This window comes from bacterium (assembly GCA_008933615.1).
Taxonomy (GTDB): Bacteria; CLD3; CLD3; order SB21; family SB21; genus SB21.
Map to the genome: position 1 here is coordinate 1 of WBUR01000002.1, position 24,495 is coordinate 24,495.

Here is a 24,495-nt window from a genome sequence, read left to right on the forward strand (position 1 = left end):
CAAAGTAATACCTAAACTATTGCCAACCTTGCGGACGGCGGTTTTTTGCATAAGTTTCCTTTCGTTTGAGTAATTATAACAATTGTATTACTTGAAATCAACAACTATATTGATGCCGGCGACACATCAGATAACAAGCGGCTTACACGTGTCGCTTCGTCACGCCGCCGGCGGAAGCGTATGAGATAGACAGACAATTAATAAATAATTTAACCACAAAAACTAAACGAAACTATGCAACCAAGAAAACTCTCAATAATTGCCGGTATTAGCTACCTCATTATTTTCTTCGCAGCGATATTCGCTAATTTTTTTGTCCTTGAATCAATTCTGCAAGACCCCATAGGCGCCATTCAACAGAATCATATGATGGTAAGAATTGGGATTTTGGCATTTATTTTAACTGTTGTTTTTGACGTTGTTGTTGCATGGGCGCTTTATGAATTATATAAAGAACACTCATTGTCAAATTTAAGCACGTTCTTTAGAATGATGCATGCGGCAATTATGGGCGTTGCTATATTTGCACTTCCTGCAGCATTAAAATCAACTACTAGTCATGAAATTCTTAGACAAGTAGATACTTTCAATATTGTATGGCTTATCGGACTTTTCTTTTTTGGCATTCATCTTATCCTATTGGGAAAAATAATTGGTAAGCCGAGAATAATTGCATTCTTTCTCATTATTGCGGGTATAATGTACATGATTGATACAAGTGCGCATTTCCTGCTGCCGGATTATGAAGTATATAGTTCAATATTTTTAGCGCTGGTTGCAATTCCGAGTATTGTTGGAGAGATGTCGTTTACAATTTGGCTTCTTGCAATAAATGGTAAGGAAAAAGGTTAAATTAATTTTAGCCTTAATTAGGAGGGTGAAATTTGCTGGAAAGCTCCGCTTTCGGCAATAACCGAAACGGCGTTATGCGTCACGCCTCCTGTCTTGATGAAAATTCCCGATACCGGGAACCAACGCATGATTCATCTCTGAATGAGCTTAGGTATTTAATGCCCGATCATAAACCTATTTCTTTATATCGACTAACCGGCAATTAAATCCCCATCCGCCGCCGAGTTCGCTCACCGCGAGCACTAGTTCATTATGTTCTTTTTTCAGGGGAAGGTAGACGGCGTCATTTTCCGGGTTGACAATCCCGAGGAAACCGGGATCGCGAAAATTTTGCGCGCTTCGCCCTGTAAAAAGAATTTTTCCATTTAGGAACACGCTGACCTCGTCGCTATATCCGACGAAAAGTTTTTTCACCTGGTCACGATCTGATTCGATGGCGGTTTTCGCATACAAGACTTTCGTTCCGGGTTGGGGATCGAGACGTTTTGAAAAGTCGTTTGCAAACGTAACCCTCAGATGCGGCGCGTCGCGATAGCGATAGAGGTTGACAAGTCCGGGCGGTTCCGCCTCCACATCCTGCCAGCGTGTCGTATCGCTCTCAGCGGGCGAGAGCGGCCGCTCCGTATTACGCGCGAGCGCATCGTAGGCTGGAGAAATTTTCCATTTAGTCAAAGTGCCCGGAGGCATTGGCGGAAGATGCCTTTCCCATGCTGCGTCGGGTGTTTTGCGAATTTCGAAATTGGAGAAATAGGTTTCGCCGATCAGCACCGCCAAAGAAACCCGGCCTTTTTGAATACCGGTTTTCAAATCGTCCATCACGAGCGCGGGTGTATTCATGTCCTTGACGTAAAGTTTCGCCTGCGCTCCGGCGACCACCAGCCGCAGATGAAACCATGTATCCTTTGGTATATCGACTGCGCCGGTGAATCCTTCTCCGTTATAAAGCTGCCAGTTCAGGCCGGTGTTGAGAATCGGCGTATACTGCATCGCGTCGGGATATCCGGACTTGTGTTGGCGTAGATAAACCCATTCGCCGTTGAGGCCTTCGTTATCTAGGCGAAATTGTATGCCGAAGAATCCGCGTTTTGCAGGAGTCGAAACATCGACATCGATTACGCCGTCGCGCATTTCAAAGTCGCTCAGTTCCGCACTTCCGCCGTTGAGGAAGATGCTCTGCCGGCCCTGATGTTCTGTAATATTTGCGCGTCCCCCCAGAGACCAATGTAATGTGTCTGCGGGAACAGAGATCGATTGCGAAGTCTGTGATTGAGCCGCAGTTGTAATGAAAAGAATCAGCGCACAAAGAGCAATACTTCGGAACATAACTACGTCCTTAAGTTTGGGAATGAATACGAATTTATCGATTGGTTAATAACTTACGCTGTGTAGTCTGCTTTGTTACGATAAATAACCCGGGATTTGGTATCACTGAGAAATATACCCAAATAGGTCATAACTTTATTTTCAAATTTTCGTAGGGACTTATTCATTAGAAAGAATGCTTTGGGTATTATCGAATCGAAAGGATTTTGACATGGAGCACAGCGATATGTTGCTATTCTGGACGGCATCGTTCCTGCTGATATTGACGCCGGGACCCGACATGCTTTATATCATTGGCCGAAGCGTAGGACAGGGGCGCATGGCCGGTGTGGTTTCTGCTATGGGTATTGGTGTGGGCTGTATGGGACACATCATGGCAGTATCGCTTGGCCTAACGGCTCTGCTGAAAGCGGTTCCGGTGGCTTTTGAAATCATGCGTTACGCAGGCGCTTGTTATTTATTGTACCTTGGAATTAAGATGTTATACCGAAGCGGAAATCCGACGGATAATGTGGTTGTTGAGACCACGCCTTTAATGGAGATATTTAAGCAGGGGATGATCACCAATATATTAAATCCGAAAGTCGCATTGTTCTTCGTGGCTTTTCTTCCGCAGTTCGTCGATCCCGCAAGCGATAATGTCGCACTACAACTTGCAGGGCTGGGAATTCTGTTTGATATTTTAGGTACGGCGGTAAATCTCCTTATCGCTTACGCGGCAAGCTATGCAGGCGGGAGGATGAAACAGAAAATGAGATCGTCGGGTTTTTTTAATAAATTTACCGGGCTGATCATGATTGCGCTGGGGCTTCGGCTGGCGGTGGTTAGTAAGAAATAAAGAAGTTTTACTTATATTTAATAATCTGCTTATATATAATAGGATCTTTCACACCGGCCAATTGAAATCCCCGTAAACGCAGAGCGCAGCTATCGCACACGCCGCAGGCTTTGGCTTCGTATTGATAACACGACCACGTCAAGTGGAGAGGCGCTTTGAGTTCCACGCCTTTTTTTACAATTTCCGATTTATTCTTATGAATGATCGGCGTGACGACCTCGAGAGTCGTATCCGGGCGCGTACCGAGCGCGATGACCTTATTAAATGCTTTAAAAAATTCCTCCCGGCAGTCCGGATAGCCGGAGGAGTCTTCTTCTACTGCGCCGATGAATATTTTTCTAGCGCCGATCACTTCCGCCCAACTCACGGCGATCGCGAGAATATGGGAATTGCGAAAGGGAACGTACGAGGTAGGAACTTTTTTGTTCTCCAGATTGGCTTTTGTCACTTCTATCGAGCGGTCGGTCAGACTGGAGCCGCCGATTTTTTTCAAATGGTCGATATGGCTGATGAGTTGGCGATCCCCGGGTATCCGATAGAATTTACAAATATCGCGAAACGCTTTTTCTTCACGCCGTTCGGTTTTCTGCCCGTAATTGAGATGCAGCATGGCGAGTTCATACGACTGCGCCGCGATAGCCGCCGTGACGCAACTGTCCATACCGCCGCTTACAAGTATAACGGCAAGTTCTTTACTTGATTTTTTTTTAACGGGCAAACGTTTCAACGGCTTCTGCATACGATGAGGTAGTTTCCTGAATCCGGACTTTGACGGCAATGATATTTTTGTATGGAACCAGTTTTTCTTTGATTTTTTTGGCAAAATAAAAACTCAGATTCTCTGCCGTCGTAAAGAAATCGACGTAAACCGCCTTAAGTCCGCTTGTTTTAAGAAACGGCTTCATCATTTCGTCGTCATTAGAACAGAGAAACGCGTGATCGAGTTCGTCCACGATCGGCTTTACCAGCGATTTCATATCGCCGTAATCCATAAGCATGCCGTTAGGCCCCGGCGTGCCTTCGATTTCGACAAACATGCGATAGGAATGGCCGTGAATATTCTGGCAGCCGGAACGGTGATAGGGAAGGCGATGCGCCATTTCCCAGTGAAATTCTTTTGCTATTTTGATAATATTTTCCATAAGTATATTCCGAAATCCAACCACGGAGATCATGGAGGTTTATTGTGTTAAAAAGTTTTTTATTTTCTCTGTGTTCTCTGTGGCTTCGTGGTAATGTTTTTTCATACTCCTCTTGTTTCCGGCGCCCAGATCATCTTATGCATCTGGATCTGAAAACGCAGATTCGGAATTTCCTTTTGAATCTGATCGGCTAACATCCAGTTCACGATCTCCACCGGTTCGATGTTTCCAAAAACGGGTGAGAAAAGGATCGTTCTGCATTTGGCCTGAATACGGTATTGACGTATCTGCCCGATGGCCCATGCATAATCCTCCCGATTTCCGATGACAAACTTAACCTCGTCGTGCGGAAGGAGATAAGCAATATTCTCATATAAATTTTTATGCGCCATCTTGCTTGAAGGGCATTTAAGATCCATGATCTTAAAAACGCGCGGATCGATCGGGGATACATCCAAACTTCCGCCCGTCTCGATCAGAACTTCATACCCTTCGTCGCATAATCGCTTCATCAGGGGATGAACGGCCTTCTGCATCAAAGGTTCGCCGCCGGTAATTTCAATTGTTTTGCACTGATACTGTTTAACTTCATCCAAAATAGCATCCAGCGTCATGTCTTTGCCGTCATAAAAAGCATATTCCGTATCGCAATAAGAGCAACGCAAATTGCAGTACGTCAACCGAACGAATACGCACGGCTTTCCGGCATGGCTGGATTCGCCCTGAATACTGAAAAAAATCTCATTGATTTTCAGCGTGTTGTCTGCTGTAGCGGTTGATTCCATAGGTCGGGCAATATATTGATTATAAGCAATTCCCGCAAGTGCAAATCAGTTTCTCAGGCACCTGTTAGAAATACCCTGCCACAGAGTTCGCAGAGGAAAAACGAAAAATAACTGTGAAAGGTTGTCTCACATTAGTTTTTTTGTAAAAATTTTTCTCTGTGTTCTCTGTGGCAAAAGGATTGCTCTACTTTCAATTCGATACCAATTCTTTTATTGAAATTATGAAATTTATCCTTTACATTAATGCCGCCTTTTTAAACCTATCTTGAATATTAAACAGAATTATTAAGGAACATGAATACGACGCAAATCCAGGATGCGATTAAGGCATTAGAGAAAAAGATCGCAGGTGTTAAAGGTAGTTTTACGCTCAACGACGCGGCGTCTATTACGGGTTTGGCCGTTGACGAAGCCAAAGAGGCTTTAGATACAATGATGTCGAGATACGTTTGCCGCCTGATGGTAACGGATAACGGGGATATGATCTATTCGTTTGGATCATCGTTGCAGCGGCGCGGCGAAAAAACATTGGCCGAAAAAATGGAGCAGGTTGGTGAATGGCTGTGGAAGGCTTTTACTGTTTTTTTTAAAGCATGGATCGCGATTACGTTGGTTGTGTATTTTGTAATCTTCCTCGTAATACTGATTGGTCTCATTATAGCGGCTTCGCAGGGCGGCAACCGTGATCGCAAGTCGCCGGTCAGATTGGACGGAATTTTCAATATCTTTTTTTCCATTTTTCAATGGCGAACCGCGACACGTATGATTAATTATCAAATGGACCGCGACGGTTATCGTTACAGGCAGTATGAGCCAAAAAAATCGTATTTAAATGAAAAGAAGAAAAATTTTATTGCCTCTGTTTATGATTTCGTTTTCGGCCCGGAGCGCGTTAAAACAGATCCTTTGGCCAATGCGAAAGAGGTTGCGGCCTATCTGCGTCAAAGTAAAGGGATTGTTACTCCGGCTGAATTGGTTGCACTTGCCGGCTGGAAAATGGACGAGGCGGAGTCGTTCTTGTCAGACTGTATTGTTCGATTCAAAGGCGATGCCGTAATATCGGACAATGGCGTTGTGTATGGAAAATTTGACCAGATCACGCGCGGAACCGGTGAAGTGGACGGCGGAAAAATAGAACATTATTGGGATGAATACGAGCCGGAATATGAAATCACAGGCAACAAAACCGGTCGAAATGCGTTAATTGTTTTCATGAATCTATTTAATCTCTTTTTTGCATCCAGTATTTTATCGGGATTTTACAGTTCCCGCCCGGTGTACGTCGGACAAAACGATACTTTAGTGCTTATATTCTTGGGCTACCTTCCGTTTGTATTTTCATTGTTATTTTTTACAGTTCCGCTGAGCCGCGCATGGAAAGTCATAAAGCTGCGGCGGGAACGCGACGATATGAATAAGCGCAAACGCGTGATGAAAGTCATTTTCAAAAGAAACGATAAATCGGCCTCCGTCGATGAGATCATGAAGGAAATTAACTCGGTGTCGGGTGAAAAAGCCATGAGTCAGTCGGAAGTCGAAACCTGTCTGGAAAAGATGATGAAAGATTTTCAGGGAGAAACGACGCTGGATGCCGGCGGAAAAGTCAAATACTCGTTTTATCGGATTGCGGAACAGTATGCGGAAGCGGTGCGTCTCCGGGCAGGACGCAAAGAGGACAGCAAGTTAGGCGATGTAATTTTTGATTCGAAAAACTAATTTATCATATATTCAGGTGGTATGAAAAAAAAGAAACCCCTTAGGAAAAGTTCAAATAAGAAACGATCTGCGGTTAAGAAAAGCGCGCCAAAGAAAGTTTCTGCCGTAAAAAAATCCGTTACTGAAGTGAAAAAATTTAATATTTCTCCCGTAGATATCGACAAGATCGCGCACAGTCTCGGCGTGACAAAACAGGATTTCGGGAATCATTACAGGATGTATCTTGAAAATCCGCAGGAAGGCCGTAAGCTGACCTTGGAAATATATCCTAATATTCCCATCGGAACACGAAAAGGTACGTTGATCACGGTTTATACTCCCACGGCGCATTTGCAGCTTCAGTTTTGTTCAGGCTACGTCGTCAGTGAGATGCTGGGGGAAGTGACGTTTGTCGGAACCAGCGAAGGGAAATTGTCCGGCCTCATCATTGAAAAAGGAGCCGCCTGCTCGCTCTACGCCAATGTTGACACCGATCTGCTGTCAGGCGACATCACCCAGCTTGGCCCGGAAGTGATGTTGTCCAGCATCGCTCTCAGTTTAACCGAAACGATCATTAATGAAAAATGAGGATATGCCGGATACCTTAATAGAAGAAATCAATTCTGAACAAAGTATCGATAGCTTACGACAACGTCTCGCCGGGGGAAAAAAAAAGCTCTATTTAGAAACATACGGTTGTCAGATGAATGTATACGACTCGGAATTGGTAGCCAGTATTATGCATGATCTTGACTACGATCTCGTCGATCAATACGATGAAGCGGACGCTATCTTTATGAATACCTGCGCCATCCGTGAAAATGCGGAGCAGAGGGTTTGGGGGCAATTAACGCGATTCAAAAAACTTAAAGAACAAAAACCTGATCTTATCATCGGCGTGCTCGGCTGTATGGCGAAACATCTGGAGAACGAAATTCATGACAAACGTCCGTATGTCAATGTTGTGCTCGGCCCCGATTCCTATAAAAAACTTCCTGATCTGCTCCGGCAGGAATCGAAAAAAAATGCTCCGGTGACGATTCAGAAACTTAAGGATATGGATAATGATTTCAGCCTGAGTGAATTCAGAGATTTCAAATTTCAGATTGATACCCGCTTATCGCGAACGGAAGTGTACGAAGAAATAGAACCGGCGCGCTTCGGCAAGTTCACGGCATGGATTGCGATCATGCGCGGCTGTGATAATTTCTGCACCTTCTGCGTTGTGCCGTATACGCGCGGACGTGAACGCAGCCGGTCTGTAGAAAGCGTGGTTGAGGAAGCGAAAAAAGCCGTAGATCAGGGTTACACCGAAATTTGTCTGCTGGGTCAAAATGTTAATTCCTATAAGGACAACGCGCATGACTTTGCCTTCTTGATGGAGAAAGTGAGCGACGTAAAAGGTATACGGCGCGTACGTTTTACGTCGCCGCATCCCAAGGATTTTCCGGAGCGGCTGCTGTATTTGATCGCCGAGCGTGATAATATCTGCAAACATCTGCACATGCCCGTTCAATCCGGTTCCGACCGTATACTGTATCTGATGAATCGCACGTATACGCGTGACGAATATTTTACTTTGATCGACCGGGCGCGAAAGATTATCCCTGATGTGGCGCTCACTACGGACGTCATTACGGGGTTTCCGAGTGAAACGGAGCAAGATCACAAGGATACACTTAGTTTGTTTGAACGGGTTCAGTTCGATGCCGCTTACACTTTTAAATATTCTCCGCGTATTGGAACGAAAGCGTATGCCATGCCGGATGATGTGTCCGAGGAATTGAAATCGGAACGCTTACACGAAATCATGGAATTGCAGAGAATCGTTGGCGAAAAGGTGATCCGGCGTGAAATCGGGAAGGAACTCGAAGTTCTGGTGGAAATGGTGAGCCGAAAATCCGAAGAGCGTTATTGCACCAAAACCGGCAAGTCTCAGACGGTCATCATTCCGCGCGGCACATTTAATATAGGCGACTACGTAAACGTAAAAATAACGCGCTCCGACGGACACACATTGTTCGGCGAGCCGGTATAGTCTTGTCTAACCGTTCTTCTCTTCATTTACATGCTCAAATTACTTACCGAAAAAATTCATCATTCCGAAAAGATCAAGACTGCGATTGAACGCGTCCGTTCCGGAGGCAATTTTTCTTGTGAAGGGCTGATTGGTTCTTCCGATGTTTTAGCCGCTTTTCTTTTTATACAGGACCTCAAACCGGCGCAGTCCGTGCTCATTGCGCCGGATTCAAATGCCTATTCCAATATGCTCGATGATATGACCGCGCTTTCATCCAATGCCGGCGAGGCCTGCCCGGCAATTTTTTGTTTTCCGGAAGAAGACACATTGCCATACGATGAGAAAGAGCCTTCGGTATCCATCGCTAGCCTGCGGCAGGAATGTTTGGAACAATTGCTTGAACGTAAATCTTGTGTCGTTATCACCACCGTAAAAGCGTTATTAAAAAAAATACCTCTTCCGGAAAAACTTTCGTCCTATAGAATTGAACTCAATAAGGGCTCGACGTTTCAATTTCATTACTTGACAGCATTGCTTAGTGAACTTGGCTTTGAAAGAAATGAAGTTGTTGATCGGGTTGGAACTTTTGCCGTTCGAGGCGGTATTGTAGACATGTATCTGTATTCCATGGAAAACCCTGTACGCGTTGAGTTTTTCGGAGACGTCATAGAATCTATTCGTGAATTTGATGTAATGACGCAGCGATCGGTTGGACTACGGGACAATATTGCTTTATATCCGAAAAATGACGGAAGCCCCGCCGCGCAACGGGAAGGAAGTTTATTTGATTATTTGGATTCTGCAGCTATGCTGTTTGAATACGAACCCGACATCGTTACGGCAGCGTCGGAAAAGTTTCAAACAGCGGTCAAAGAGTATTATGAAAAGAAAGCCGTTAAACAAGAAAAGCTACAACTGCCCGATGAAATATATTTCACAACGTCCGGCATAAGAGCGCAAGTTAACCGGTTTAAACAGATCCACTTTTGCCGCTTGTCTAAACGACAATTTGAGATTCTTTCATTTCAGACCCGTGGGGTAGAGTCTTTTAACGGCCATTTGAATTTACTGCGTGAAAAAATTACTGCGATTCATCGGGAATACCGCGTTTTCATATTGTGCGGGAATCCCGGACAAGTGGAACGGTTGGATGATTTACTGGATTCCGAACAACTGCATTCCGGCGTGGACTATGCGATAGGCGCAGGAGAACTGCACGAAGGATTTTATTTTGACGATGCGGACGCCGCGGTATTTACCGATCACCAGATATTTGGACGGGTTAAGCGCGCGCGAGTTTATCGCCGTTTCAAAAGCGCACAGGCTCTGCGTCATATTCATTCCCTCAAACCGGGCGATTTCGTTGTACATGTAGATCATGGAATCGCTAAATATGCCGGCCTGGAGAAAGTAACGAGCGGGGAGCATACGGAAGAATGCCTTAAACTGTTGTATCAAAGCGGTGATAAATTATTTGTTCCGTTAGAGCATTTTATGCGCGTACAGAAATTTTCTGCAGATGAAGGCGCGGAACCGAAATTGAATAAATTAGGTTCCGTCGATTGGGATCGGCTGAAATCCAGAACCAGAAAGAGCATTAAAGATATAGCGCAGGATTTGATCAAATTGTATGCGGAACGAAAATCGAAAAAAGGTTATGCGTTCAGGCCCGATTCTGATTTACAGTATGAATTGGAAGCGTCCTTTGAATATGAAGATACGCCGGATCAATCTACCGTTACGGTAGAAGTGAAAAAAGATATGGAACAGGAAACGCCGATGGATCGACTGGTCTGCGGTGACGTCGGATACGGCAAAACGGAAATTGCAATACGGGCCTCATTTAAAGCAATTCAGGATAGCAAACAAGTTGCGATACTGGTACCGACCACCATTTTAGCAGAACAGCATTTTGAAACTTTTTCAGCGCGCATGAAAGAATTTCCGGCGCGTGTGGATGTGATTTCCAGATTTAAGTCGGCGAAAGAGCAGAAGCAAATACTGGAGAAAATCAAGACGGGTGAAATTGATATATTGATCGGCACGCACCGCCTGCTTTCAAAAGATATTGTATTTAAAGACCTGGGCTTGCTCATTATCGATGAGGAACAGCGCTTCGGCGTGGTGCACAAAGAACGCCTCAGGCAAATGAAATCGACGGTGCACACGCTGACATTGACGGCAACGCCGATCCCGCGAACGCTGCATTTTTCATTGATGGGAGGCCGTGATTTATCCGTGATCAATACGCCGCCGCAAGATCGACTGCCGATCGAAACGGAAATCACGCAGTTTGATGAGGACCTAATCCATGATGCAATCATGCAGGAGATTGACCGCGGCGGACAAGTATATTATGTACATAATCGCGTGCAGAGTATCGATCAGGTTGCGGAGACTCTCCGGCAAATGGTTCCAAAGGCGAGGCTCACGATTGTTCACGGCCAGATGCCGCCAAGGAAAGTGGAAGACGTCGTGCATGCGTTTATGCAAAAAAAATACGATGTGCTGATCGCGACCACGATTATTGAAAACGGTATCGACATTCCGAACGTCAACACGATCATTATTGATCATGCGCATCAGTTTGGTCTGTCGCAGTTGTATCAACTTCGCGGGCGCGTCGGACGGTCTAACAAGCAGGCGTACTGTTATCTGTTGACCATGTCTTATAATACGATGGCTACGGATGCATTAAGACGTTTGCAGGCGATCGAAGAATTCGCGGAATTGGGATCGGGTTTTCTCATCGCAATGCGTGATCTGGAAATTCGCGGTGCGGGAAATCTGTTGGGCTCGGAGCAAAGCGGCTATATGAATGCAGTCGGATATGAATTGTATTGTCAGATCGTCGAAGAAGCCGTTTTCGAAACGAAAAAAGAAATATTGCCAGACGCGGAACCGGCGCATACGATCCAGGTAAAAGAAAAAATTCTGCAAACCCATGTAGATGTGTTTTGCGATACGTATATACCGGATTATTATGTGAATGTTCAATCTGAAAGGGTGCGAATTTACAAGGAACTTTCCGGAGTCCAGTTCATTCAAAAGATCGAGGAAATTCAAAAAGAACTCGTCGACCGTTTCGGCCCCGTGCCGGACGAAGTTCAAAATTTATTGAAAACATTGGAAATTAAGTTTTATGCCTCTCGTTTCGGATTTGAACGCGTGGTTATTGACGAAAACAAAATATTATTGCGAATCGATGCGGAATTAGTTAAAGACAAGACGGCTACGGGCATACTGAAACAGAAAATGAATATTATTTTGTCATCGTCCGATAATATCCGGTTATTTCAGGAAAAGGAAAATCTAGACATCCGGATAGGCTTTCCATGGTTTGATATTCAAAAAAATAAACCGCTGCCATGGAATTTTCCGGTAACGGATCAACAAAAACTCGAGATGGCGCTTGAAATAATTAGAGGATGTTATGATAAGAATTTCGATTACGAGGAACAGCGATCGGCAAAGGCCGGACTGCAAGAATTAGTAAACGTATAGATACGGCAAAGGAGTAAAATGACCATGTTACGAATGATGAATGTGATTATTTTGTCGGCCATTTTTTTTGGATGCGCAAATGACAAAAAAGTCACTGATGCCCAAAACGTTGTATTGGCAATAGTGGGCAATGATACGATCACGGCAAATGACCTTAAACATCACATTGAAAAATTGAATCGGTCAAAAATTGATTTACAGAACGACGAGGTGCGTCAAAGCCTGCTCCAGGATTTAGTTCAGCACAGGCTCATTTACTACAATGCTATTGAAAACAAATTAAATGAATCGAAAGATATTATACTTGACGTAACAACTAAGCGAGATGAGATCTTTTATGAAAAAATTTTAAGGGATTATGTGTATTCTTCTATGATCTCCGAAGAAGAAATGAAGTCATTTTATGAAAAACTCAAAACCGAAGTAAGGGTACAGCAAATTTATATCGGATATAAGAACCCAAATAAGACGTTCATATTGGACAAAAAAGAACCTGTAAGGACTACAGCCGAAGCTAGACATTTAGTTGATTCATTGCATAACGCAATCGCTAAAGAACCGGAACTGTTCGGGCTTCTCGCAGAGTCGTATTCCAACGACGAAAACAGCAAATATTTAAAAGGAGACATTGGGTTTAGACGCTGGGGCATGCAGCCGGAATTGGAAAAGAGTTATTTCGAACTCCGAATCGGAGAACTGAGCCGGCCGATCGAAGCGAATTACGGATTCTATATATTTAAATCGACGGACCGAAGAAATGTCGAAAATCTAAAACCATACGATGTAGCCAAATCCGGTTTGCTTGATATGATGCTGTCCTATTTGTTTCGTGATAAGAAATCGGATATTGAAAAAAATAAGCGCAGATTTAGCGACAGCTTGTTAACGGAATACAAGTACACTGTAAATAAAACTAATTGCGAGAAGTTCCTGCGCGTATATCGCGGAATAAAAATTCCTGCTGAAATCAGTTCCGCTTTCACCGAACCGGAGAGCGCACTAGAACTGGCGTCTTTTCAGAACGGCAAGATTACAGTATCTGAGTTAGTCCATGTGATGAAAAACAATATCAATAAAATAAAGATAGACGACCGGATTCTGAATGACGGGTTAAAGGGCGTCGCTTTGCGAAGGATATATTCAGATCTGGCCCGGAATATGAGATATGAACTGAACGACAAAGAAAATGAATCCTTAAAAAATCATGAAATGAATTTGATGATCGGGCAGGCAGTGAATAACTTATACGACGCGATGGAGATTAAGGAAAAAGATATTCAAGATTTTTACGAAACGAATAAGGAAGAATATCGTCAACCCGGGTTGATCAATGTTTCCGAGATCACCTCCCCGGATATGAACGTGATTATCCGGATTTCTGCCGATGCGAAGAAAGGAAACAATTTTGAAGAGATGTATAATGAGGCTCAGAAAATTGAAGGGGTCAAGTGCATTACGACCGGATTAGTTTCGGAAATGAATTCCGAATTAATTATTCAAAAGGCCAAAGGAGTTAAAACAGGGACGGTGAGCGAGCCGTTTATGAAAGCCAACAAGGACTATTCCATTATCAAAGTAATGGATAGAAAAAAAGGAGATTTTATACCTTACGGCGATCTTAAGGACCGTGTGAAAGAAGACTACATAAATTTTAAAAGGCAATTAAGTTTTAACGAATGGATAGCAAAGCTGTCCGTTCAATACAAAGTACAAATCTTTTCCGATCGTTTGAAGAGCGTTTTTGACATCAAAATGAAGTAAAAATAACATACGGAGCCTGGATATTATAATTATATATGCGAAATATATTTACTTTACTTATTTATTTATCCGGCTCTAGTCTGCAAGCGCAGACATCCCCTGAGTCTTTCAGTGAAAGAGTCCATTGGTATTTTAATTTATCGGAATATGACAGTGTAATACAGTATTATGAACGCACGTCTGTCAATGAAAAGGATGCCGACAGCTTAGCGGTGGCGCTGAATTTAATTGCCAAATGTTATTATTATCTCGGACAGAACGGTGTATCGATAAGTACGTATCTTAAGATTCTTCAAAACCCGCCTCGTGATCCCGCCATTCTTGCCAAGGTGCATTGCACTTATTCAGAAGTGCTAATCGAGACCGCACAATATGAACTTGCTTCATCGCAACTGTCGCACGCAGAACGGATTTTGTCCGGGATAGACCGTTCCGATCTGGTTGCGCTGATGTTGAATAATCGAGGCGTACTATGTTTAAGAACCTCACGTCATACTGAAGCGCTTGGTCATTTAAATAGTGCGTTGCAAATGGTACAGGCCAATAAAGAAAGCGAAAGCAAACTATTATTACTCATTTTGAACAATATGGGCATTGTATATTACGACATCGGGAAATACCAGGATGCGCTTATCGTATTCCAAAACGTGCTCACGATAGATTCATCCTATCACATTAAAAAAGATCTTGCGGTGGATTACCTGAATATTGCAAGCGTTTATTGTCAGCTGAATGACAAACCAAACGGAATCGCTTTTTATCAAAAAGCGAAACAAGCATATGTAGATATAAAAGATTCAGCCGGACTCAGTTTTGTCCTTGGAAATCTCAGTACTATTTTTATTGAAATGAAAAAGTATTCGCTGGCTGAAGAATCGCTCAAGGAAGCGCTTCAGATTGCACAAAGGACGGGAGATCGTTTGGGAGAAACGGAATGGCTCTATTCACTTGTTATGTTGGATTATGAAAAGGGGAATTACAGCAATTGCTTTGATGCGCTTGAAGACGTTGCGCGGCGGTTTCTAGAATTAAAAAATTTTGCTCAATATGGGCAGACGCTGATCGAAATGGCTAAGTGTAAGAAAAAGCTAAATGACTACAAGAAATCGGAAAAGTTGTTATTACTGGCTTTTGAAAATTATAAATCAAATGACCTACGCAATGAATTGTGGCGCGCGCAGTCAAACCTCGCCGAAGTGTATGAGTTGCAAAAGCGGGATCGTGAAGCTGATTCTTTGTTCAGAGAATCCATAAAAGGAATTGAAGATTCGCGAGATGATTTGAGCACGGAGCTCAGAACTTATTTCATGGAAAGCGATCGTTTGGACGCGTATCGTTCTTATGCGCTTTTTCTGATTAGAAAAAATAAAAAAGAGCAGGCTTTTGATATTTTCGAAAAAGCCAAAGCGAGAAACCTCAGCGATATTTTGCGTGCCGGAGATCACATGACAACAAGTCATACTTCTATCGCCGATTCCGGTTTGTTAATAGAATATTTCCTGCAGGAAGAACAGTCCTATGCTTTCGTGAAGTCTTCCAAAAACCTGAAAATAATTCCGGTAGGGAAAAAAGAAATAATTGACAGGCTCATTATAGATTATTTAACGCAAATTAAGCAAAAAAGAAAGGACAGGAATTCGTTCCTAAAGTTATCCAACAAATTATATAAAGAAGTCATGGAACCGCTTGCGGAAGAATGGAAGTCCGCTTCCCATATAACCATTATTCCTGACGGACGCCTGTTTTATCTTCCGTTTGAGAGTTTGTTTGACGGAGAAGGGTTCGTTGCAGAGAAGTTCGAATGGGTTTATGCTCCATCGGCTTCGATTGCGCTGGCATCCAGCGTGCCGAAATCGGATAAAAACACGACGGACCGTATTTCAGTATTCTCCCCATCGCAAATTAAAAACAGCATGGACCATTCACTTCGGCTGGCTGAGCTTAATTACGCAGCATTGGAAGTCGATAACATCAAGAAAATTTTCAGAGACCGAGCGAATATTTGCTCGGATAATCATTTGACTGGGCAGGCCATATCCGACAGTGTTTTGGCAAGTTCATCCATTATTCATTTTGCGGCGCACGGGATCAATAATACTGAAAAACCTGAATTGTCTGCAATAGTTTTGTCGGAACCGGATGATGCAAACGAAGGGCTTTTGACGGCGCATGAAATTCAGAAAATGCAACTGAGTGGAAAATTGGTCGTCCTGTCAGCGTGCGAAACTTCAGTAGGCCAACTGCTTCAAGGCGAAGGCATGTTGGGTTTGACGCGCGCGTTTATGATCGCCGGCGCTTCTGCCGTCGTCGCTTCCTTGTGGAAGGTGTATGATGAAAGCACGGCAGAATTTATGAGAACGTTTTATGAAAAAAAGGTGGCGTTAAAGTTATCAAATTCCAAAGCTTTGCAGCAAGCAAAAATCGCCATGATCAAGAATGAATTATGGAATGATCCGGCCTTTTGGGCGCCATTTGTTTTATGGGGAACAAGTAATTAGCGTTTGAAAAAACAGTTGATTCGGCCATGAGCATTGTTTATCTTTTTTTGTTAATTTACTTCAATTAATCTGTTTCTATATAAGGGATAACGATGAAAATTCTCATTGAATACTGCGTGGTTTGAAATTATTTACCGAGAGCCGCCGGTCTGGCGGATGAACTAAAACGGATATTTGGAGCCGAAGTGGATTTAAAAAAATCTAAGGGGGGCGTATTTGAGGTTTCGGTAAACGATACACTTATTTTTTCAAAGAAAGAACTAGGGCGATTCCCTGATCCTGGTGAAATTAAATTGAAAGTTAAAAATGCCATTAAGTGATTCAAAAATATAGTCTTTAATGGGCTTGACATTCCACAACGATTGGGGTATATTTACACAATCAATTAGCGTTCTCTAATATCTTCGCGATTATTAATTAGCAATTCTACATAGATCATTTACTACATTTATTCTTTCATACCTTTCCAAAAATAGGAGGAAACTTATGTTTTTGAATTCAAATGTTCAGAACGTATTAGGTGTGTTCGGTAACGTGCTGTCAGTAACACTATTAGTCGGATTAATGAATTTTGCGAGTGTTGAAGCGGGTGTCAACGGAGGACGCATCATATATAATCCTGAAAAACATGTCGCAGAAGGCGAACCGATCTATATTGAAGCTGGTTTTACAACCGGAATTGAACGTGCATCGGTTTATTATCGCTTTCCGACCGATCCGGCATTCACCGAAGTTCCTATGATTATGAAAATGAATGGTAAATACGGCGCATTTCTGAAAAAACAAGGGCTCAAAAAAGGGACCATCCTTGAATATTATATTGTCGCAGAGTCATCGGACGGGCAAAGCCTTACTTATCCTGAAAATAACCCGGAGATGCTTCCGTTACAATTGGTCGTTTCCGAAAGAGCAGTTGTGCAGGAAGCCGGAATTGAAACGATCGTATTATCTCCTGATCCAGGGAGCACCGTCAACAAGAAGGATTTTCTTATTGCCATTTCGCTCTTTTCGGACGATACCATCAACGTTGTTAACTTAAAACTGACGTTAGACGGCGGTGACGATGTGACCAAAAAATCCGATATAACAAACGAGTTAGTAACGTATGCAGGGAAGAACCTTGAGCCGGGACCGCATGCCGCCAGGCTTTGGTACACGCTTCCTAATGGCGACAAAGTTATTTTGACCGAGTTCACATTTGACATTGCTCTTGAAGGCGGCGAAGATATACTGGCAGGAAAAGGTTTTACTGCTGCGACAGCCGGTCAGCTACAACCCGGAAGTGATGCTAATTTTGACGATGCGGGAAAATTTCGAGCCAATTTCAGAAGCGAGCATAAGGCGCAAAATAATTTGGGCCAAAAAACGACCTACGAGCGTGTCGGAGCGGATATTTCTTATGAGAAGAAGTTTTTTCAGGTCGCCGCCACCTTCGATTGGGATTCTGAGGATGATCCGACGAAAAACCAGCCCTTAAGCCGTTATCTTATTACGGCCAATGTGGATAATATTGCGATAGTAAATTACGGCGATTCATATCCCACATTCAGCCCCGTCACGTTGTATGGAACACGCGTACGCGGTCTGAGCGCCGGACTTTATCTCGGTATCTTTAATTTCGAGTTTGTCAAAGGAGAGGTTAACCGAAAAGTTCTTTCCAAACGCGATAAAGCTACTATACAAGAACTTGAAGACCGATATAACAACAATACCACGGATGACGCAAGAGCAGCGGCGATCATCGCCTATCTAAATCCTGATGCAAATGACCCCGCGGATGATAAGGCATTTGGAGGAACTTTCAAACGCGAAATGACCGCCGGAAGATTCAGCGTGGGCCCGCAAGCATTCCAATTCGGCCTCAGTTATGTTCATACTGGAGATAAAGAATCGTCATTGTACAGTCAAACCCTTATTTCTACCGGATTCAATGGCGTAGCGCCGCAGGAAAATGTTGTTGTCGGCGCTGATTTCAAAACGAGTCTATTCAGTAAACGGTTCAATTTCGATGCAAGCGTAGCCACAGGATTGACCAATACCAATATTACAGGCGGCACGGTGGATGCGCAAACTTTGGCAGATGCTAACCTTATTAAGCAAACCGAAGTCAAAGACGTCCAGGACTACATTGATCTTGCTGATAATTTTATGACGATCAATACCAACTTAACGCCGATTCCGACCGGCGCTGATTTTATTACGGACAAGAATAATTTTGCGTATACCTTCGGCGGATCGTTAAGCGCGTTTGATAATAACCTGAGCGCAAGATACCGAAGCAACGGGGGATACTTCCAGTCATTCGGATCATCCATCCAGCGCGATATTGAAACATTTGAAATTTCTGACCGCCATCGTTTCTGGCAGAACCGCATATTCGTTACGGTGAATTATGCGACGTCAAAAAACAATTTGTCTAAATCAAATGACAATACACTTGAAACGCAAACGATCGGAACGAATTTCTCTCTCTTCCTGCCCAAACTGCCGAGTTTGAGTTTCGGATATACAACGATGAATCGCGACAATAATTTTAATTACACGACGCCAAAAGTAGGTGCTTTGCCTGAAGAAAGCGTGACCAATATTATTTCGCTCGGCAGTTCGTATGGATTTTCTGCCATGGACTTGCGTCATAATGCCACGGTCAATTACAGTACAAGCAAGAAAGATGACAAGACGGAAAGCTATATAGTAGAAACTACGGTCAACGCGGTGCAGGACACTTTTTCGTATATACCATTTCAGGCATCCGACAACAATAGCGTCAGCCTTGGTATAACCACCGAATGGAAATTTCCGTTGCGCACGACGGTCAATTTCTCTTCCTCATCCGGTAATACGCGAAGCATCGCCGCATCGGGTAACGTTCAAAAAGACAAATCGTCGGCAACGGGATTCGGCGTTTCCGGCGATTATCAATTGCTCAATACCGATAAGTTAATTCTCAATGTGTACGGAGGCTTGAGCTACACGGGCGTATCGATTCCAAACTCAAGTGATCTCAGCCTTACGAGCATTAACCTCGGGCAGAGATTTAATTTTTATAAGAACAATACGCTCACATTGAATTTTAATCTGACTTCGGGTATCAAAATTCCTCAGTTCGACAGTGGCGGAAATGTTACCGGAACCAAGTCGGAGATCAACAGCCTGTTTTCTGCCCGCTACGATTTTGTTTTTTAATATGTAATAGCGCTATATATAACAAGGCCTAATCCGAATGACTCGGGTTAGGTCTTGTTTTTTATTCCGACCAAGTAAATCACATCTATTACCCACCATCAAACCCATGAGGTTACTATGGCCAACGGAACATTTTTTAAAAACCTGATGGAAAATAAATGGGCGTTTATTTGTCTCATTTTTTCCTTGCTTGTTTTCGTACCCAATTTGCTCTTAAAATTGTTACCGGATATGAGCGATTCTCTGGTATTATTTTATTTGCTGAATATCGGTTTAACCGCGCTGTCTATTTTTGCGATGCTGCTTGGCATTTATTTTTCAGGATTCAAGAATAAAACACTGTCCGGCGTTTTCATCACGTTATTGGCAGTCTGGTTCGGCAGTTTTCTCGTAAATGTGAAGGCTATTGAAAGTATTGAATTAAAAACCTTGGACGCCCGTTTCGGTTTTCGTTATCAATATGTTGATAACGAGAGAAGGATTACATCCGACGATTCACCGATCGTTATAATTGCTATTGACGATCAGTCTGGAAATTCAGTTCAGGAACGTTATCCTTGGCCGCGTTCCTACTACGCGCATTTCATTCGGAATATGAAGAAGGCTGGCGCGAAGGTGGTTGGTATAGACGTTGTTTTCGATGCGCCGGATTATAACGGCACGGAAAAAGACGATGACTTGGCTCAGGCAATTGCGGAATGCCAAAATGTTGTTTTGGCAGGCAAAGTGGTCAAGGCGGACGTAGGTGGAGGACAAGGGCAAAGTGAAATGGTAGTGACGCCCTTGGAAAAATTTATTAACAAGGGCGGTAAATGGGGTTTTGTAGGCGTCACAAATGACATTGACGGTTTTTGGCGTCAATACCTCATGGAAGATCAAATCGGATCGGATGAATATGCTCAAAAGTACTATTCATTTGCCATCGAAGTGTTGAAGAAATACTATGATATTCCTGATTCGGTAGAAATTGAAAATGCGGAAAATTATTTTAAGTTCGGCGATAAAATCATTAAGAAATATAAGCAGTATTCATTCCTTATCAATTTTCAGGGTCCTTTGCGCACTTTTCCATACAAGTCTTTTGATAATACGGTAGACGATGAGGAGTTTGATCTTAAACCTGAGTATGATCTTGATTCTTTTGACGGGCTTATTGATGAAAACGGCGAGCCCATCGGGCTGCTCCAGCAGGGTTTCTTCAAGGACAAGATCGTTCTTCTGGGCGCGACGATGGAGGAACTTCACGACGTTTTCCCCGTTCCGATAAGTGAAACGCGTAACGCCGAGGGTCAAAAACTTGAAACCCTTATGCCCGGGGTTGAGATCCACGCGAATGCGATCAATACGATCTTAACGGACGATTACATTACGGCCCAGCCGGATTGGATACGGGTTCTTATCGTCACTTTAGCCTCGTTTTTGGTATTTCTTCTCGTGTCCAAATTGCAGAAACCGCTATTGGCATTTCCGGTGTTTTTATTAATCATGCTCGCCGTAACCGTGGCCGCATTTTATTTGTTTGCATTTCATCACCTGCACATGCAAATGGTCACGCCCATGCTAGCCATAGGATTCACTTATGTCGGTAACGTCTTGTTCCAATACCTCGGTGAAAGAAAAGAAAAGGCTACCATTCGTAATGCGTTTGGCCGTTACCTGCCTGAAAAAGTCGTGTCGCAGTTAATCGATAATCCCGGCCTTTTGAAGCTGGGCGGTGAAGTTCGTTTCCTAAGCATTCTGTTTTCCGATGTGGCCGGTTTCACCACGATCAGTGAAAAATTAACGCCTACCGAATTGGTTCATTTACTCAACGAATATTTGACGGCCATGACCGACATCATTATGAAATACGATGGCATTATTGATAAGTATGAAGGCGATGCGATTATGGCGGAATTCGGCGCGCCATTGCAGGACGACCTCCATGCCCAAAAAGCTTGCTATGCGGCGATCGAGATGCAGGAGAAACTCGTCGAAATGCGCGTGAAATGGAAAAAAGAGGGACGTCCGGAAATGAGAGCCCGCGCGGGTATCAATAGCGGACAGGTCGTTTTGGGGAACATGGGATCTGAAAGCGTCTTTGACTACACCGTTATGGGTGACAACGTGAATTTAGCCTCGCGGCTTGAGGGTGCCAATAAAGAATACGGCTCCTATATCATGATCAGCGAATGGACGCAGGAACTGGTGAAGGACGATATTATCACTCGTGAACTGGATCTTATTCGGGTTAAGGGAAAAGAAAAAGGCGTCAAAGTATTTGAAGTTATTGCGCGAACGTCCGTTGGCATTACGGCAACAAAGAAAAAATCATTGGAAAATTACAACCAGGGCATTGCCGCTTACCGTCAGCAGCGCTGGGATGAAGCGATCGTTTATTTCAAGTCTGCGCTGAACAGCGTTCCCGATGACGAGACTTCGCAGGTGTACATCGAACGATGCGAAGAATTTAAGAAAAATCCACCGCCGGAAAATTGGGACGGCGTATTTACCATGACTACGAAATAACAACCATATAACCTATTGTGAACTAAGAATTAATTTGACTTTTTTTGATTTTTGCGGTAGATTTGCACGCCTCTTGTAGAATGTTATTTATTTATCAAACTTTCGGGAGAACCTATGGCAATAAAAGTTGGAATAAACGGATTCGGCAGAATCGGACGGCTTGTATTTAATGCAATGGTAGATAAAGGACTTTTGGGCAAGGAAATTGATATAGTAGCTGTTGTGGATGTGAGTACGGATGCCAAATACTTTGCGTATCAATTGAAATACGACTCCGTTCATGGCAAATTTGCGGGAAAACTTGCGACGGAAAAAAGTAAATCTGATTTGGAAACCGATGATGTGATCGTCGTAAACGGACACAAAGTAAAATGCATTATGGCAACGAAAGATCCTGCTCAATTACCCTGGAAGGAACTTGGAGTAGACTTTGTGATCGAATCGACAGGATTATTTACCGATGCTGAAAAAGCAAAAGGCCACTTAGCAGCCGGTGCCAAGAAAGTACTCTTATCTGCGCCGGGCAAAGGCGACGTCAAAACAATTGTTATGGGAGTGAATGATCAGGAGTATGATTCAACAAAGCATCACATTGTTTCAAACGCTTCATGTACTACCAATTGCCTCGTTCCTGTTGTCCATGTTCTGATCAAGGAAGGTATAGGAATTGAAACCGGGCTAATGACAACGATTCACTCCTACACCGCAACACAGAAAACCGTAGACGGGCCGTCTAAGAAGGATTGGCGTGGCGGAAGAGCGGCAGCGATCAATATCATCCCGTCATCCACCGGCGCAGCGAAAGCCGCCGGAGAAGTCATTCCGGCTGTTAAGGGCAAATTGACCGGAATGTCTTTTAGAGTTCCAACACCCAATGTGTCGGTAGTAGACCTGACATTCCGCGCAACGCGCGACACGTCCATTGAAGAAATCGACGGACTGATGAAGAAAGCTTCCGAGTCGTATCTAAAAGGAATTCTGGGTTATTGTAATGAAGAAGTGGTTTCGACCGATTTTATACACGATGAACGCTCTTCAATTTACGATTCGCTTGCTACTGTTCAGAATAATCTAAAGGGTGAGAAACGATTTTTTAAGATAGTATCGTGGTACGACAATGAATGGGGATACTCGCTGCGCGTCGTGGATTTACTTCTGAAAATCGCAAGATAATACGGTGATGATATGAATAAACTGACCATTGATAAAATTGATGTGAAAGCGAAACGCGTCTTACTACGCGTTGACTTCAATGTTCCATTAGATGATAAGGGCACTATAACAGATGACACTCGAATTCGAGAATCATTGCCAACGATAAAGAAAATTATCGCGGAGGGCGGCAAGCCCGTAATCATGAGTCATCTTGGACGACCGAAAGGTAAGAGAAACCCTTCGATGTCGCTCAAGCCCGTCGCCGTTCGTCTTTCAGAATTACTCGGAATTCCCGTTTTGATGGCGGACGATTGTGTAGGAGAGGTTGTTGAAAAACAAACTACTAATCTCAAGCCGGGCGATACAATGCTTCTGGAGAATCTTCGTTATTACAATGAAGAGGAAGCCAATGACGATATATTTTGTCAGAAATTAGCGAAATTGGGCGATGTATTCGTCAACGATGCTTTCGGCACCGCGCATCGCGCGCATGCTTCTACGGCGGGTATCACAAAATATTTTAAACAAAATGCCGCCGGTTATCTGATGGAAAAGGAGATTGAATATCTTGGAAGCGCAGTTCAGAATCCCAAACGTCCTTTTGTCGCGATCATTGGCGGAGCAAAGATCTCCGGGAAAATCGATGTGATTGAAAATCTCATGAAGAAAGTTGACACGGTACTGGTCGGCGGGGGTATGGCGTTTACTTTTGCAAAAGTGATGGGTTATGAAATTGGCGCGTCTCTCTTTGAAGCGGACAAAGCGGATATGGCAAAGGATATCATTGCGAGGGCGAAATCAAGTAAAGCGCGGATTCTATTTCCGTCCGATTCCGTTGTAGCCAAGGAATTCAAGAACGAAACGGAATTCAAAACCGTTCCAATAAATGCGATTCCTGAAGGTTGGATGGGATTGGATATTGGTGTGGGAACTATTGAAGCTTACAAGAAAGAAATTATGAGCGCCGGAATGGTTGTTTGGAACGGGCCGATGGGCGTTTTTGAAATGCCGAATTTTGCCAAAGGTACTCGAGCCATAGCGGAACTCTTAGCAGAAGCAACGAAAAACGGATGTACTACCATTGTTGGCGGCGGCGACTCGGCGGCAGCGGTGACGGAAATGGGTTTTGAAGAAAAAGTGACGCATGTTTCAACCGGAGGGGGCGCTTCGCTGGAATACCTTGAAGGTAAAAAACTGCCGGGACTTGAAGCATTGACAAATAGTTAGG

Annotated in this window: 17 protein-coding genes; 13 read left to right on the forward strand and 4 right to left on the reverse strand. The window is 43.6% G+C overall.

Annotated elements, in window-relative coordinates:
• The first annotated feature begins 234 nt into the window (after positions 1–234).
• Positions 235–852, forward strand: coding sequence for a DUF4386 domain-containing protein (locus F9K33_00770; protein ID KAB2881310.1), 618 nt, complete (start codon positions 235–237; stop codon positions 850–852).
• A 174-nt stretch (positions 853–1,026) separates the two neighbouring features.
• On the opposite strand, the gene F9K33_00775 is transcribed toward F9K33_00770, so the two are convergent.
• Positions 1,027–2,175 (reverse strand): hypothetical protein, encoded by a 1,149-nt coding sequence (locus F9K33_00775; protein ID KAB2881311.1) that lies wholly within the window; start codon positions 2,173–2,175, stop codon positions 1,027–1,029.
• Between the two features lie 229 nt (positions 2,176–2,404).
• Here F9K33_00775 and F9K33_00780 point away from each other — a divergent pair, with 229 nt between their 5' ends.
• Positions 2,405–3,013, forward strand: a complete 609-nt coding sequence (locus F9K33_00780) for a LysE family translocator (GenBank protein KAB2881441.1) — start codon at positions 2,405–2,407, stop codon at positions 3,011–3,013.
• Between the two features lie 7 nt (positions 3,014–3,020).
• Here F9K33_00780 and queC read toward each other — a convergent pair whose 3' ends face one another.
• The 3 genes from queC to F9K33_00795 form a co-directional block, all read right to left on the reverse strand.
• Positions 3,021–3,752 (reverse strand): 7-cyano-7-deazaguanine synthase QueC, encoded by a 732-nt coding sequence (queC, locus tag F9K33_00785; GenBank protein KAB2881312.1) that lies wholly within the window; start codon positions 3,750–3,752, stop codon positions 3,021–3,023.
• Positions 3,721–4,143: a 6-carboxytetrahydropterin synthase gene (locus F9K33_00790; GenBank protein KAB2881442.1), complete on the reverse strand. Its 423-nt coding sequence runs from the start codon at positions 4,141–4,143 to the stop codon at positions 3,721–3,723. The genes queC and F9K33_00790 overlap by 32 nt, the downstream gene beginning before the upstream one ends.
• Before the next feature lie 113 nt (positions 4,144–4,256).
• The gene (locus tag F9K33_00795) at positions 4,257–4,940 is read right to left on the reverse strand and encodes a radical SAM protein (GenBank protein ID KAB2881313.1); all 684 of its coding nucleotides are present in this window, start codon (positions 4,938–4,940) and stop codon (positions 4,257–4,259) included.
• 294 nt (positions 4,941–5,234) lie between these two features.
• Between F9K33_00795 and F9K33_00800 the strand changes: the two genes are divergently transcribed.
• The 11 genes from F9K33_00800 (at position 5,235) to F9K33_00850 (ending at position 24,494) form a co-directional block, all read left to right on the forward strand.
• On the forward strand, positions 5,235–6,656 hold the full coding sequence (locus F9K33_00800) for a hypothetical protein (protein ID KAB2881314.1): 1,422 nt from the start codon (positions 5,235–5,237) through the stop codon (positions 6,654–6,656).
• Between the two features lie 21 nt (positions 6,657–6,677).
• Positions 6,678–7,223, forward strand: coding sequence for a hypothetical protein (locus F9K33_00805; GenBank protein ID KAB2881315.1), 546 nt, complete (start codon positions 6,678–6,680; stop codon positions 7,221–7,223).
• 4 nt (positions 7,224–7,227) lie between these two features.
• A complete protein-coding gene (gene miaB / locus F9K33_00810; GenBank protein ID KAB2881316.1) occupies positions 7,228–8,673 on the forward strand; it encodes a tRNA (N6-isopentenyl adenosine(37)-C2)-methylthiotransferase MiaB in 1,446 nt (481 codons plus the stop codon).
• Positions 8,674–8,703: 30 nt separating this feature from the next.
• On the forward strand, positions 8,704–12,159 hold the full coding sequence (gene mfd, locus F9K33_00815; GenBank protein ID KAB2881317.1) for a transcription-repair coupling factor: 3,456 nt from the start codon (positions 8,704–8,706) through the stop codon (positions 12,157–12,159).
• 18 nt (positions 12,160–12,177) lie between these two features.
• Positions 12,178–13,920: a hypothetical protein gene (locus tag F9K33_00820; protein ID KAB2881318.1), complete on the forward strand. Its 1,743-nt coding sequence runs from the start codon at positions 12,178–12,180 to the stop codon at positions 13,918–13,920.
• A 35-nt stretch (positions 13,921–13,955) separates the two neighbouring features.
• Positions 13,956–16,418, forward strand: coding sequence for a CHAT domain-containing protein (locus tag F9K33_00825; GenBank protein ID KAB2881319.1), 2,463 nt, complete (start codon positions 13,956–13,958; stop codon positions 16,416–16,418).
• A gap of 92 nt (positions 16,419–16,510) precedes the next feature.
• Positions 16,511–16,738 carry a SelT/SelW/SelH family protein gene (locus tag F9K33_00830; protein ID KAB2881320.1) on the forward strand — a complete coding sequence of 76 codons (228 nt, stop codon included), beginning with the start codon at positions 16,511–16,513 and terminating at the stop codon, positions 16,736–16,738.
• A 166-nt stretch (positions 16,739–16,904) separates the two neighbouring features.
• The gene (locus tag F9K33_00835) at positions 16,905–19,604 is read left to right on the forward strand and encodes a hypothetical protein (GenBank protein ID KAB2881321.1); all 2,700 of its coding nucleotides are present in this window, start codon (positions 16,905–16,907) and stop codon (positions 19,602–19,604) included.
• A gap of 117 nt (positions 19,605–19,721) precedes the next feature.
• Positions 19,722–22,112: a CHASE2 domain-containing protein gene (locus F9K33_00840; GenBank protein ID KAB2881322.1), complete on the forward strand. Its 2,391-nt coding sequence runs from the start codon at positions 19,722–19,724 to the stop codon at positions 22,110–22,112.
• A 114-nt stretch (positions 22,113–22,226) separates the two neighbouring features.
• Positions 22,227–23,285, forward strand: coding sequence for a type I glyceraldehyde-3-phosphate dehydrogenase (gene gap / locus F9K33_00845; GenBank protein ID KAB2881323.1), 1,059 nt, complete (start codon positions 22,227–22,229; stop codon positions 23,283–23,285).
• 12 nt (positions 23,286–23,297) lie between these two features.
• Positions 23,298–24,494: a phosphoglycerate kinase gene (locus F9K33_00850; GenBank protein ID KAB2881324.1), complete on the forward strand. Its 1,197-nt coding sequence runs from the start codon at positions 23,298–23,300 to the stop codon at positions 24,492–24,494.
• The last annotated feature ends 1 nt before the right edge of the window (position 24,495 follow it).

Excerpts from the sequence above, each read along its gene's own strand:
- F9K33_00770 (KAB2881310.1), top strand. The coding sequence starts at position 235 with ATGCAACCAAGAAAACTCTCAATAATTGCCGGTATTAGCTACCTCATT.
- F9K33_00775 (KAB2881311.1), bottom strand. The coding sequence starts at position 2,175 with ATGTTCCGAAGTATTGCTCTTTGTGCGCTGATTCTTTTCATTACAACT.
- queC (KAB2881312.1), bottom strand. The coding sequence starts at position 3,752 with ATGCAGAAGCCGTTGAAACGTTTGCCCGTTAAAAAAAAATCAAGTAAA.
- F9K33_00795 (KAB2881313.1), bottom strand. The coding sequence starts at position 4,940 with ATGGAATCAACCGCTACAGCAGACAACACGCTGAAAATCAATGAGATT.
- F9K33_00800 (KAB2881314.1), top strand. The coding sequence starts at position 5,235 with ATGAATACGACGCAAATCCAGGATGCGATTAAGGCATTAGAGAAAAAG.
- F9K33_00805 (KAB2881315.1), top strand. The coding sequence starts at position 6,678 with ATGAAAAAAAAGAAACCCCTTAGGAAAAGTTCAAATAAGAAACGATCT.
- miaB (KAB2881316.1), top strand. The coding sequence starts at position 7,228 with ATGCCGGATACCTTAATAGAAGAAATCAATTCTGAACAAAGTATCGAT.
- mfd (KAB2881317.1), top strand. The coding sequence starts at position 8,704 with ATGCTCAAATTACTTACCGAAAAAATTCATCATTCCGAAAAGATCAAG.
- F9K33_00820 (KAB2881318.1), top strand. The coding sequence starts at position 12,178 with ATGACCATGTTACGAATGATGAATGTGATTATTTTGTCGGCCATTTTT.
- F9K33_00825 (KAB2881319.1), top strand. The coding sequence starts at position 13,956 with ATGCGAAATATATTTACTTTACTTATTTATTTATCCGGCTCTAGTCTG.
- F9K33_00835 (KAB2881321.1), top strand. The coding sequence starts at position 16,905 with ATGTTTTTGAATTCAAATGTTCAGAACGTATTAGGTGTGTTCGGTAAC.
- F9K33_00840 (KAB2881322.1), top strand. The coding sequence starts at position 19,722 with ATGGCCAACGGAACATTTTTTAAAAACCTGATGGAAAATAAATGGGCG.
- gap (KAB2881323.1), top strand. The coding sequence starts at position 22,227 with ATGGCAATAAAAGTTGGAATAAACGGATTCGGCAGAATCGGACGGCTT.
- F9K33_00850 (KAB2881324.1), top strand. The coding sequence starts at position 23,298 with ATGAATAAACTGACCATTGATAAAATTGATGTGAAAGCGAAACGCGTC.